The sequence below is a fragment of the Mesocryomonas fontinalis genome, assembly GCF_055730125.2.
Map to the genome: position 1 here is coordinate 24,444 of NZ_JBUZWG020000008.1, position 12,504 is coordinate 36,947.

At 68.0% G+C, this 12,504-nt stretch carries 11 protein-coding genes; 8 read left to right on the plus strand and 3 right to left on the minus strand.

Features of this window, described 5'->3' with window-relative positions; all coding sequences use genetic code 11:
- Window positions 1–38: 38 nt before the first annotated feature.
- The 8 genes from ACZL02_RS18695 to ACZL02_RS18730 all read left to right on the plus strand — a co-directional run bounded on the left by ACZL02_RS18695 (window position 39) and on the right by ACZL02_RS18730 (window position 10,352).
- Complete coding sequence (locus tag ACZL02_RS18695) at window positions 39–1,517, plus strand: sugar ABC transporter ATP-binding protein (RefSeq protein ID WP_472940402.1); 1,479 nt, start codon at window positions 39–41, stop codon at window positions 1,515–1,517.
- A gap of 60 nt (window positions 1,518–1,577) precedes the next feature.
- Window positions 1,578–2,579 (plus strand): ABC transporter permease, encoded by a 1,002-nt coding sequence (locus ACZL02_RS18700; RefSeq protein ID WP_472940403.1) that lies wholly within the window; start codon window positions 1,578–1,580, stop codon window positions 2,577–2,579.
- A gap of 94 nt (window positions 2,580–2,673) precedes the next feature.
- The gene (locus ACZL02_RS18705) at window positions 2,674–3,657 is read left to right on the plus strand and encodes a substrate-binding domain-containing protein (RefSeq protein WP_472934755.1); all 984 of its coding nucleotides are present in this window, start codon (window positions 2,674–2,676) and stop codon (window positions 3,655–3,657) included.
- 187 nt (window positions 3,658–3,844) lie between these two features.
- On the plus strand, window positions 3,845–4,618 hold the full coding sequence (locus tag ACZL02_RS18710; protein WP_472940404.1) for an SDR family oxidoreductase: 774 nt from the start codon (window positions 3,845–3,847) through the stop codon (window positions 4,616–4,618).
- Window positions 4,619–4,661: 43 nt separating this feature from the next.
- Window positions 4,662–5,657: a dihydroxyacetone kinase subunit DhaK gene (locus tag ACZL02_RS18715; protein WP_472940578.1), complete on the plus strand. Its 996-nt coding sequence runs from the start codon at window positions 4,662–4,664 to the stop codon at window positions 5,655–5,657.
- A gap of 21 nt (window positions 5,658–5,678) precedes the next feature.
- On the plus strand, window positions 5,679–6,326 hold the full coding sequence (dhaL, locus tag ACZL02_RS18720; protein WP_472940405.1) for a dihydroxyacetone kinase subunit DhaL: 648 nt from the start codon (window positions 5,679–5,681) through the stop codon (window positions 6,324–6,326).
- Window positions 6,327–6,565: 239 nt separating this feature from the next.
- Window positions 6,566–8,662, plus strand: a complete 2,097-nt coding sequence (locus ACZL02_RS18725; RefSeq protein ID WP_472940406.1) for a bifunctional sugar-binding transcriptional regulator/dihydroxyacetone kinase subunit DhaK — start codon at window positions 6,566–6,568, stop codon at window positions 8,660–8,662.
- 142 nt (window positions 8,663–8,804) lie between these two features.
- Window positions 8,805–10,352, plus strand: coding sequence for an MDR family MFS transporter (locus ACZL02_RS18730; protein WP_472940407.1), 1,548 nt, complete (start codon window positions 8,805–8,807; stop codon window positions 10,350–10,352).
- Between the two features lie 74 nt (window positions 10,353–10,426).
- On the opposite strand, the gene derI is transcribed toward ACZL02_RS18730, so the two are convergent.
- From derI to ACZL02_RS18745, 3 genes are read right to left on the minus strand one after another with little or no spacing between them, the layout of a single operon-like run.
- Complete coding sequence (gene derI / locus ACZL02_RS18735; RefSeq protein WP_472940408.1) at window positions 10,427–10,888, minus strand: D-erythrulose-4-phosphate isomerase; 462 nt, start codon at window positions 10,886–10,888, stop codon at window positions 10,427–10,429.
- Window positions 10,889–10,904: 16 nt separating this feature from the next.
- Window positions 10,905–11,669 carry a triose-phosphate isomerase gene (locus tag ACZL02_RS18740; RefSeq protein ID WP_472940409.1) on the minus strand — a complete coding sequence of 255 codons (765 nt, stop codon included), beginning with the start codon at window positions 11,667–11,669 and terminating at the stop codon, window positions 10,905–10,907.
- A gap of 2 nt (window positions 11,670–11,671) precedes the next feature.
- Window positions 11,672–12,439 (minus strand): DeoR/GlpR family DNA-binding transcription regulator, encoded by a 768-nt coding sequence (locus tag ACZL02_RS18745; RefSeq protein ID WP_472940410.1) that lies wholly within the window; start codon window positions 12,437–12,439, stop codon window positions 11,672–11,674.
- Between the last annotated feature and the right edge of the window lie 65 nt (window positions 12,440–12,504).

The following is a 12,504-nucleotide window of genomic DNA, read 5'->3' on the forward strand; positions in this document are numbered from 1 at the left end:
GCCGGCTCACCGGCGCGCCGTCCGGGAGGGCCGGTAGAATGGAACCACTTTTGCAGGTGGAAGGGCTGAAGAAGTCCTTCGGCGGCGTTGCCGCTTTGCGCGACGGCCGGCTCGAACTCGCGCCCGGCTCGGTGCACGCCCTCTGCGGCGGCAACGGCGCGGGCAAGTCCACCTTCCTGTCGATCGTCATGGGCATCCAGAAGCGCGATGGCGGCACGATCCGTCGCCGCGGCCAGGAGGTCGAGTTCGCCAGCCCCGCCGAGGCGCTGGCGTCCGGCATCGCCATCATCGAGCAGGAACTCAGCCCCGTCCCGCACATGAGCGTCGCCGAGAACATCTATCTCGGCCGCGAGCCCTCCGGACGCTTCGGCGGCGTCGACTTCAGGGCGATGAACAAGGCGGCCCAGGGGCTGCTCGACGGTCTCGGCTTCGAAATCCGCGCCGACGAGGTCATGGCGCGCCTTTCGGTCGCGGAGATGCAGCTCGTCGAGATCGCCAAGGCGCTCAGCCACGACGCCGAGGTGATCTTCATGGACGAGCCGACCTCGGCGATCGGCGAGCGCGAGGCGCAGCACCTCTTCGCCGCGATCGAGCAGCTGAAGCGGCAAGGGCGGGCGATCGTCTATGTCTCGCACCGCCTCTCCGAGATCTTCCAGATCGCCGACAGCTACACCGTCTTCCGCGACGGCGCCTTCGTCGGCGCAGGCGCGCTGAAGGACGTCGCGCGGCCCGATCTCATCAAGATGATCGTCGGGCGCGAACTGGGCGAGGAGTACATCAAGACCAATGCGCCGACCGATGTCGTCGGGCTCGAGGTCGCGAACCTCTCCAGCCGCGGCAAGATCGAGGACATCTCCTTCCAGGTCCATAAAGGCGAGATCTTCGGCATCTACGGCCTGATGGGCTCGGGCCGGACGGAAATCTTTGACTGCCTGTTCGGGCTCGACAAGCGCTCGGAGGGCCGCATCCTGCTGGAAGGGCGCGAGGCCGCGATCCACAAGCCGGCCGACGCGATGCGTGAGGGCCTGGCGCTGGTCACCGAGGACCGCAAGCAGACCGGCCTCAACCTCTCCGACAGCGTCCGCGGCAACATCGCGCTTGCCAGCCTGCCGGAGATGAGCCCGTCCGGCGTGATGCGGGGCAGGGCCGAGGCGGAGGCCAGCCGGTCGATGATCGAGCGCTTCGCCATCAAGGCGGCGCGCGACACCATGCCGGTCTCCGGCCTCTCCGGCGGCAACCAGCAGAAGGTGGTGCTGGGCAAGTGGTTTCTGCGCAACCCGCGGATCCTGCTGCTGGACGAGCCAACCCGCGGCGTCGACGTCGGCGCCAAGCGGGAGATCTACCGGATTATCTGCGAATTCGCGGCGGCGGGCGGCACGGTGGTGATGATCTCCTCGGAAATCGAGGAGGTGCTCGGCCTCAGCGACCGCATCATGGTCATGCGTGGCGGTCGCTCGGCGGGCATTCTCGACCGGTCCGAAGCCAGCGCCCAGTCATTGGTCCATCTTTCGACCTGACGTCTCGATCGATCAATCGAGCGAGCGGCAGGAGACTCCGGAACGGAGCAGGAGAATTGCGTGTCTGATATCCAAACCAAATCCGCGGGATGGCTCGGCGCCGAGCGACGGGGCCGGCTGATCCAGGAATACGGCATCTTCCTCGCCTTCATCCTGCTGGTGGTCATCCTCTCGTTCTCGAACGAGTATTTCCTCACCGCCGGCAATATCTCGAACGTCCTCCTGCAGACCTCGATCAACGGCATTCTCGCCATCGGCATGACCTTCGTCATCCTGACGCGCGGCATCGATCTGTCGGTCGGCTCGGTGGTGGCGCTGGCGGGCATGGTCAGCGCGAGCTTCGTCACGACGTCGGCGACGGCCGGCATTGCGGGCGGCCCCTATCCCGTCGTCCTGGCGCTCGCCATCGGCATCCTCGTCGGCGTCTGCACCGGCGCGCTCGTCGGCATCATCGTCTCGCGCTTCCAGGTGCCGGCCTTCGTCGCGACGCTCGGCATGCTGTCGGCGGCGCGGGGCATGACGCTGATCTACGGCGGCGGCAAGCCGGTGCCGAGCCTGATCCCGGAGTTCCGCTGGATCGGCACCGGCAACATCGTCGGCATTCCGCTGCCGGTGGTGATCCTCGCCGTCGTCTTCGCCTTGTCCTGGTGGATCCTGACGCGCACCCGCTTCGGCCGCTACATCTATGCCGTCGGCGGCAACCCGCACGCGGCCAAGACGTCGGGCATCGACGTCGTGCGCATCCGCTTCTTCGTCTACGTCATCTCCGGCGCGCTTTCGGGCCTTGCCGGCATGATCCTCTCGGCCCGCACCGGTTCGGCGCTGCCGCAGGCCGGCATCGCCTACGAGCTCGACGCGATCGCCGCCGTGGTGATCGGCGGCACCAGCCTTTCCGGCGGCGTCGGGCGGGTGACCGGCACGCTGATCGGCGCCCTGATCATCGGCGTGATGAACAACGGTCTCGATCTCCTCGGCATGCAGTCCTACTACCAGCAGATCCTGAAGGGCGCGCTGATCGTCGGCGCGGTGATGCTGGACCAGAAGCGCAATCACGGCGCCTGAGCGCCCACAGAAGTTCACGCCGGCGGGAGAGCCGGCTGGAAACACCGGGGGGCGTCATCCCGACGTCGCACCGGTTCAATCGGGAGGAAAATTCATGAAGAAGTTCTTGCTCGCACTGGCCATGGCCTCGGCGCTCTACGCACCGTCGGCGATCGCCCAGGAAAAGCTGAAGATCGGCGCGACGGTCTACGGCCTCAACGCCGAGTTCATGCAGATCTGGAGCGCCGCGCTGCAGAAGCATCCGGCCGTCGTCAGCGGCGAAGTCGAGGTCACCGTGTTCGATGGTCGTTATGATGCGCTGGTCCAGCAGGAGCAGTTCAACACGATGATCACGCAGAAGTATAACGCGATCATCTTCGTCCCGATGGACATCGAGGCGGGCGCAGCCCCCGTGCAGGCCGCCGTCGACGCCGGCATCCCGGTCGTCGGCTCGAACGCCCGCGTCAACTCCGATCTTCTCACCTCCTATGTCGGCTCGAACGACGTCGAGGCCGGCGAGCTCGAGGCGAAGGCCGTGCTCGACAAGATGGGCTGCAAGGGCAATCTCGTGATCATCGAGGGACCGATCGGCCAGTCCGGCCAGATCCAGCGCCTCGAAGGCAACCAGAAGGCGCTCGCTGCCTGCCCGGACGTGAAGATCCTCGAGCAGCAGACCGGCAACTGGTCCCGCGCCGAGGCGCAGACGCTGATGGAGAACTGGCTGACCTCGCATCCCGGCCAGATCAACGGCGTCATCGGCCAGAACGACGAGATGGCGCTGGGCGCGATCGAGGCGATCAAGGCCGCCAACCTCAAGGTCGAGGATTTCGCGATCGCCGGCGTCGACGGCGTGACCGATGCGATCAATGCGGTGAAGGAAGGCCAGATGGCCTCTATCCTGCAGGACGCGACCGCCCAGGCGCAAGGCGCGCTCGACGTCGCCATCAAGGCGGCCAAGCCCGACTACCAGCCGCAGTCGCCGATCTGGAAGCAGTATCCCTCGATGCCTTGGGCCGACGGCAAGGAGAAGGACTACCTCGTGCCGTGGACGCCGGTCACCACCGCGAACGCCGACGCGCTTCTGGAGTCGCGCAAGTAGGCTTGCCAGCGGAAGGGGGCGGCGCGGTGCCGCCCCTTTCTTCCCCGCGACCGGCCCCTTCTTCCTTGCGACCGGCCCTTTCTTCCCTGCGGCCGGCCCCTTCTTCACTGCGACCGGGGTGCCGGTCACCCTCTTCCAGTCGTCGGTGTCCGAGGGATCGCCGGCGCGCCTTGAACGGAAAGACCCCATGAGCGACGCCGCGCCAAAAGTGGATCTCGACTTCTCGCTCGCCGGCAAGGTCGCCCTCGTCACGGGCGGCGCCTCCGGCATCGGGGCTGCCATCGCCTCGGCCTATGCTCAGAAGGGCGCGCAGCTTGCCATTCTCGACCTTCAGCAGGAGGCCGCCGACGCGATGGCCGCGACGCTTGGCAACGGCGCGCGGGCCTTCCGCTGCGACGTCGCCGACCGCGCCTCGGTCGAGGCCGCCGTCGCCGCCGTGCTCGCCGCCTTCGGCCGCATCGACATCGCGGTGAACAGCGCCGGCATCGTCGCGCTCGCGCCGGCCGAGGACCTCTCCGCCAGCGCCTGGGACAAGACCATCGCGATCAACCTCACCGGCACCTTCATCGTCTGCCAGGCGGTCGGCCGGGCGATGATCGCCGCGGGCAAGGGCGGCAAGATCATCAACCTCGCCTCGCAGGCCGGCACCGTCGCGATCGACGAGCACGTCGCCTACTGCGCCTCGAAGTTCGGCGTCATCGGCATGACCAAGACGCTCGCGGCCGAATGGGGCGAGCACGGCATCACCGTCAATTCGATCTCGCCGACCATCGTCCTCACCGACCTCGGCCGAAAGGCCTGGGCCGGCGAGAAGGGCGAGGCCGCCAAGAAGCGGATCCCGATGGGCCGCTTCGCCTATCCCGAGGAGATCGCCGCCTCGGCCGTCTTCCTCGCCTCCAACGGCGCCGACATGATCAACGGCGCGGATCTCCTCGTCGACGGCGGCTACACCATTCTCTGACGCCCGACTTATCTTCGAAACCCGAACGGACCTCGACATGACCATGCAGCGCTTCATCAACGGCCCGGACGATGTGGTGGACGAGAGCGTCCGCGGCTTCGTCAAGGCGCACCGCGACCTCGTCCGCCTGTCGGAGAAGAACCCGCGCGTCGTCGTCTCTACCGCCGCGCCGGTGGCCGGCAAGGTCGGCGTCGTCACCGGCGGCGGCTCGGGCCACGAGCCGGCCTTCGTCGGCTATACCGGGCGCAACATGCTGGATGCCGTCGCGGTGGGCGAACTCTTCTCCTCGCCGACGGCCCGCAGCTTCCATGACGCGATCAAGGAAGCCGACGGCGGCAAGGGTGTCGTCTGCCTCTACGGCAACTATGCCGGCGACAACATGAACGTGAAGATGGCGACGAAGCTTGCCGCCAAGGACGGGATCGAGGTGGCAACGGTCGTCGCCAACGACGACGTCTGCTCGGCCAGGCCGGACGAACGCCAGAAGCGCCGCGGCGTCGCCGGCGAGATCTTCATGTGGAAGATCGGCGGTGCCAAGGCGGCCGAGGGCGCGAGCCTGGAAGAGGTGCGGGCGACCGCCCAGCGCGCCATCGACGCGACGCGCTCGATCGGCGTCGGGCTCGGGCCGTGCACACTGCCGGCCGTCGGCCACCCGAACTTCCAGATCGAGCCCGGCACGATGGAGGTCGGCATCGGCCATCACGGCGAGCCCGGCATCCGGGTCGAGCCGCTGAAGACCGCCGCGGAGGTGGCGCGGGACATGGCGAAGATCGTTCTCGACGACCACGCGCTGGCGGAAGGCACCGAGGTCGCCGTGCTGATTTCCGGCCTCGGCGCGACGCCGCTGAACGAGCTCTACATCCTCAACGACACGATCGAGGCCGAGATCGTCGCGCGCGGGCTGACGGTGCACCGGACCTTCGTCGGCAACTACTTCACCTCGCTGGAAATGGTCGGGGCGACGCTGTCGGTGCTGGCACTCGACGACGAGCTGAAGCGCCTGCTCGACGCCGACGCCCGCTGCCCCGCAATGGCCTGAGCGCGAACCAAGGACATGTCGATGCAGTATTTCACCAATGCCGGGGCCGGCGGGATCGTCCTCGTGATGGCCGAGCGGATCATCGAGAACCGCGCCTACCTCAGCGAGATCGACGGCAAGATCGGCGATGGCGACCACGGCGTGAACATGGCCAAGGGTTTCGGCATGGCGGCCGAACGCCTGAAGGACAAGGACGCCTCCCTGTCGGAGGCGTTCGCGGCGCTGAGCGAGGTGCTGATGGGCGAGATCGGCGGGTCGATGGGCCCGCTCTACGGGATGATGTTCACCGAATTCGCCGAGGCGATCGAGACGGAGGAGCGGATCGGCGCCGATACCTTCTCGGCCATGCTGCATAAGGGCATCGAAGGCGTCCAGTCGATCGGCTCCGCCGAGGTGGGCGACAAGACGCTGATCGACTGCCTCTCGCCGGCGATCGCGGCGTTCGACACGGTGCAGGCGGGCGGCGCATCCTTCGCCGAGGCGCTCGCGGCGATGACCGAGGCAGCCGACAGGGGCCGCGACTCCACCATCGACCTCGTCGCCAAGATCGGGCGTGCGGCGCGGCTCGGCGAGCGATCGCGCGGCGTTCTGGATGCCGGCGCCACCTCGTGCGCCCTCTTGCTGCGGGCGCTTGCGGAGGGTGCCTCCGCCCGGCTCCAGCCAGCCTAGCGGCGTGGGGGCCCTCGCGCCGCACGAAGGACGCTCTCGTTGAAGACAGCGCAGCAAGCCGGGATGGGCGAGTTCACCCCATCGCCGGATGCTTCCGGGGCCAAGGATGGGGCCCGGGGCCATCGGGCTACGCTTGACGCAAGGCCGGCTTCTGCGGTCTGTCGACGCTACGCCCACCTTAGGGGCGAATATCGAAGGGCAAGGCACTGGGCGACAGCGGCAGACTGGACAAAGGTGTCGTGCCACCGGGCGGCAAGCTCGCCTCTTCCTCCGGCGAGGCCGCCGAGCCGATCCCGCTGCGCTTCGGCAATGATCCGCGGCTCTGGGCGGCCTGGCTCTACTACGAGGACAGGCTGACGCAGAGCGAGATCGCCGCGGCGATGGGCCTGTCGCGCGCCACGGTGAACGCGACGCTGTCCGATGCGCGCGAGCGCGGCGTCGTCACCATCGCCATCGATCCGCTGCGGCTGTCCGCGCTCGACCTCGCCCAGGCGGTGAAGCGCCATTTCGGCCTGCAGGACTGCCTCGTCGTGCCGAGCGGCGGGCCGCCGGGGCAGTTGATCGAGCGCCTGGGAACAGCGGGCGCCATGGCGCTGCAACGCTTCGTCCGGTCCGGCGACACCGTGACGGTCGCCTGGGGGCGGACGGTGCTGGCCGTCGCCGAAGCGTTGCGGATGACGGGCCTGCAGGACGTGCGCGTCGTCCAGGCGACGGGCGCCATGGCCGCCGGCTCGCCGGTCTCGCCGGAGCGCTGTGCCGCGGTGCTCGCGGCCTCGCTCGGCGCCGCCTGCATTCCCCTGACGGCACCGAGCGTCGTCTCCTCCGCCGAAATGCGCGACATGCTGCTGGCCGAGCCCTTGCTGCAGTCGCAGTTCGCGGCGCTCGGCGAGGCCAACCGGGTGCTCTTCGGCATTTCCTCGTTGCGGCCGAACTCGACGATCCAGCAGAGCGGCTTCTTCGATTCGGTATCGATCCAGGACTACCTCGCGCGCAACGCCGTCGGCGTCATCGCCGGGCGCTTCGTCAACGCGCAGGGCCGGCCGGTCGCCGGCCCGCTTGACGCGCGGATGATCGGCCTTTCGCTGGAAGGACTGAAGGCCATCGAGCGCCGCATTGCGGTCGCTGGCGGCTTCGACAAGGTGCCGGCGATCCTGGCAGCGCTGCGCGGCGGCTATGCCAACATCCTCGTGACCGATGCCGCCACCGCCAAGGGTCTGCTGGATGCCGACGGTGCCGCTGCCCCCGTGGCGCGGCGGATCCAGCGCTCTACCGATCTGTCGCTGACCGTCGATGCCGGGGAAGAGATGCCTTCCCGCCGTCTCGTCAAGAAATTCCTGAACAACCCCGCCGACGTGGTCGACGAGATGCTGGACGGCGCACTCCGCGCCCACCAACGCCATCTCGTCCGCGTTCCCGGCACCCGGCGCGCCGTCATGGCGGTGGAGGAGCGGGCGAGGGGCGTCGCCCTCGTCATCGGCGGCGGGTCGGGGCACGAGCCGTGCTTCCTCGGCTATGTCGGGGCGGGGATGGCCTCGGCGGTGGTCGTCGGCAACGTCTTTTCCTGTCCCCCGCCCGAGCCGATCTTCCAGGCCGCCAGCGCCGTGTCGAGAGGCGACGGCGTGCTCTTCGTCTACGGCAACTATGCCGGCGACACGATGAACTTCGAGATGGCCGCCGACCTCGCGCTCGCCGAGGGCATCGCCGTCCGCACCGTGGTCACCACCGACGACGTCGCGTCCTCGCCGATCGAGGACCGCGACGGGCGGCGGGGCGTCGCCGGCAACATCTTCGTCTTCAAGGTGGCGGGCGCGGCCTGCGCGCTCGGCATGACGCTCGACGACTGCGCCCGCGTCACCGCCAAGGCCAACCGCCGCTGCTACAGCATGGGCGTCGCGCTGGAGCCTTGCTCGATGCCGCAGAGCCGCCGCACGAACTTTGCCCTCGGACCCGGCGACATCGAGGTGGGCGTCGGCATCCACGGCGAGCCCGGCGTCGCGCGCGAGCCGCTCCGGCGGGCCGACGAGATCACTGATGCCGTCATCGACCGGATCTTCGGCGAGATGCAGCCGGTGCGCGGCGACCGGGTCGCGGTGCTCGTCAACTCTTTTGGGGGAACACCGTTGATGGAGCTCTACGTGCTCTACCGCCGGGTGGAGCAGCGCCTTGCCGCCCGCGGCATCGCGGTCGAGCGCAGCTGGGTCGGCCATTACTGCACGTCGCTCGACATGGTCGGCGCTTCGATTTCGCTGCTCCATCTCGACGACGAACTGGCCATGCTTCTGCGCCAGCCCTGCGACACTCCGGCGCTGCGGGCCGATGGGGACGGCACAACCTAGAGCGCCGTGCGTCCTGAAGGACGCACAAAGGACGCTCTATCTTTTTGAATCGAGAGCATCTTTCTTTGATTGGGTAACCACCCAATCGCAGGATGCTCTAGACGCTTGCCGTTTTGTTCGTTCCGCTTAGTTTCTGCGCCGAGTGCCTGCCGTCCCGCGCAGACCCTTCGCTACCAAGGATCCTGCAATGCCGGAACGCCTGAAGACCCGCCGCCCGCTGGTGCTCGCCACGATCATGGCGGCGATGTCGATGATCGCCATCGAGGCGACGATCGTCGCTACCGCCATGCCGCAGATCGCCGGGCAGCTCGGCGACCTCCATCTCTACGCCTGGGTGTTCTCGTCCTTCCTGCTGACCCAGACGGCGACGACGGTCGTGTTCGGGCGCCTTGCCGACATCTACGGGCGCAAGCCGGTGCTGCTGTTCGGCATCGCCGTGTTCATGATCGGCACCGTGCTCTGCGGCTTTGCCTGGTCGATGCCGATGCTCATCGTCTTCCGGCTGGTCCAGGGCGTCGGCGCCGGGGCAATCCAGCCGGTGGCGCTGACCGTCGTCGGCGACCTCTACCCGATGCACGAGCGTGGCCGGGTGCAAGGCTATCTCGCCAGCGTCTGGGGCGTCTCCTCCGTGGTCGGCCCGTTCGTCGGCGCGCTGATCATCCAGCATGTCAGCTGGGCCTGGATCTTCTGGATGAACATCCCGATCGGCATCGCGGCCATCGCCGGCTTCACGCTCTTCCTGCACGAGGACGTGCCGGCCAAGCGCGAGCCGATCGACATCGGCGGCGCCGCACTGTTCTCGGTCTCGGTCGCCGCGCTGATGGTCGGGCTGACCGAACTCGGGACCGGGCGGATGTCCGTCACGCTGTCGGCCTTCGTCATCTGCGCGGTGGCGACGGTCTTCTTCCTGATGAAGGAGCGCCGCTCCTCGGCGCCGATGCTCGACATGAAGCTCTGGCGCAGCCGGCCGATCCTCACCGCCAATCTCGCCACCCTCCTCAGCGGCATGACGATCATCGGCCTCACCACCTTCCTGCCGATGTACGTGCAGGGCGTTCTCGGCGAGACGGCGTTGATCGCCGGCTTCACGCTGACGGCCATGGTTCTCGGCTGGCCGATCGGCGCGACCATCGCGGCGCGGAACTTCAACCGCTTCGGCCTCCGGCCGACGCTGCTGTTCGGCGCCGTGCTGCTGCCGATCGGGGCGCTGGTCTTCCTGATGCTGCGGCCGGGAACCTCGGTCTTCGTCGTCGGCGCCGGTTCGGTGGTGATGGGCCTTGGCATGGGCTTTCTCAGCGTCACCGCGATCATGATCGTCCAGGGCAGCGTCGGCTGGACGGAAAGGGGGGCGGCCACCGCCTCGAACATCTTTGCCCGAAACCTCGGCAGCACGCTCGGCGCAACGGCGCTCGGCGCGGTGTTCAATGTCAGCCTGTCCCAGACGGGGGGCGCACGGTCGATCTCGTTCGACGACATCACGCAACTGCTGCAGAACCCGGGTGCACTGCTCGACAGCGCGGCGGCGCGGCAGGCGCTGGACAGCGCGCTGCACCTGACCTTCACCGGCATCTTCGTGATCGCGCTTCTGACGCTGGTGGTCTCGACCCTCGTCCCCGACATGAAGGGTCATGCTGCGGGGCCTCGGACCGAGCCTGCGCCAGCACCTGCGGGTGGGCCGTCGGCGGGCTGACGTTCGGCCCGCACAACTCGGCGCCGCTACTTCATGGAAAAGGCCGGCGTTCCAGGGAGCGCCGGCCTTTCTGGTCAGGCGCTGTGGTACTTCTCATCGAGGGCGTCGATCGCCTTCACGTTGCCGGCCGAGCGGCCGGCCGGGTCGAACTTGGCCGCCAGATAGGCTTCAGCCACGCTTTTTGCGAGTTCCGAGCCGATGACGCGGGCGCCCATGGTGATGATCTGGGCATTGTTGGATTCGGCGGCGCGCTCGGCCGAATAGGTGTCGTGCGTCTGGGCGGCGCGGATGCCCGGCACCTTGTTCGCCGACAGGCAGACGCCGATGCCGGTGCCGCAGACGAGGATCGCGCGGTCGTAGGTGCCGTCGAGGATGCCCTGCGACACCCGCTCCGACAGGTTGGCGTAGAGTTCGCTCGCGCCTGTCGGGGCGGTGCTGACTTCGGATACCTGGAGGTCGGCGCGGCCGGCGAGGTGGTCGGCAAGGATTTTCGCGAGCGGCGCTCCGGCGCTGTCTCCGGCGATGGCGATTTTCATGGGTTTCTTCCTTTCGTTAGAGCACTGCGGCGCAGAGCTTGAGAATGCCGAGATAGCCCTCGACCTCCCAGGCCGAGCGGCCGATGAACAGCCCGTCGATGTTGGGACGGACGATGAGGTCGGCGGCGTTGCCGGGATTGACGCTGCCGCCGTAGAGGCACGGCAGGCGGCGGCCGGCGATCGCCGCGGTGAGGTCGATGATATGCCCCTGGCGTTGGTCGGCATAGTCGGGCGAGGCCGGCACGCCAGCTTCGCCGATCGCCCAGACCGGCTCGTAGGCGAAGAGAATCGGGGCGGCCATCTGCGCCGGCGACAGTCTGCCGAGGGCACCCGCCACTTGCCGGTGCAGGACGGCATCCGCGTCGCCCGCGGCCTTCTCTTCGGCGGTCTCGCCGATGCAGATCAGCGGAATCAGGCCGTTCCGCACCGCCGCCTCGACCTTCAGGCCGACGGTCTCGTTGGTCTCGCCAAAATGCGCGCGGCGTTCGGAATGTCCGAGCTCGACGATATCGGCAGCGCAGTCCTTCAGCATCACCGGGGAAATCTCGCCGGTGAAGGCGCCGCGGTCTGCCCAGTGCATGTTCTGCGCGCCGACCAGCACGTCGGTCTCGGCGAGGTCCGCCTTGACCTCGCGTACCGCGGTGAACGGCGGGATGACGAAACGCTGGATGCGCGCGTCAGCCTCGGCCGCGCCGAGCCGCTCGGCGAAGTGCCGGGCCTCCGCCAGCGTCTTGTTCATCTTCCAGCTGGTGCCGATCCAGACGTGGTCTTTGCCCGCCATCGCTACAGGTCCTCCGCGAAATGCAATTTGATACCTTCGTTCTGCAGGCCCTCGACGCGGTCGCCGGAAAGGGCCCTCGATGTGACGACGCCGTCGAAGACGCCGAGGTCGGTGAAGAGATGCAGCGCCGTGCGGCCGAACTTCTGGTGGTTGGCCATCAGGTAGCGCCGCGACGATGAGGCGATCATCCGCCGCTTCACCTCCAGCACCTCCTGGTCCTGGTGGAAGGCGGTGCGGCCGTCGATCGCCGAGCTCGAGAGCAGCACCGCGTCCGCGCGCAGCGAGGTCAGCGCCGCCTCGGTGACAGCGCCGAAGAAGCCGTTGAACTTGCGCGAATAGGTACCGCCGAGCGCGATCAGGTCGATCCCCGCCGCACCGGCGAGATCGGTGACGACCGCCATGTTGTTGGTGATGACGGTCAGCGGCCGCTTCTCGATGAGGAAGGGGACGATGGTCTGCGAGGTCGAGCCGTCGTCGATCATCACGCTCATGCCGGGCTCGATGAACTGCGCCGCCCGCCGGGCGATGCTGCGCTTCTCGTCGGCCGCGACACGCGCACGGTAGCGGAAATCGCTCTCGAACTGGCCGCTGGACTCGATCGTCGCGCCACCCCGGGTCTTGCGCAGAAGGCCCTCGGACTCCAGCTCGTCGAGGTCGCGGTGGATGGTCATCTTCGACACCGCGAAATGCTGGGCAAGCGATTCCAGCGTCGCCGTCCCCTGGTCGACGAGGATCTCGATGATGTCCCGGCGGCGGTCGTCGCGTTTCACGGTCTCTCCTCGCGCCGCCACCATGGACTGAACGCTCACCTTATTTAACACGAGGTGCGCCAAAA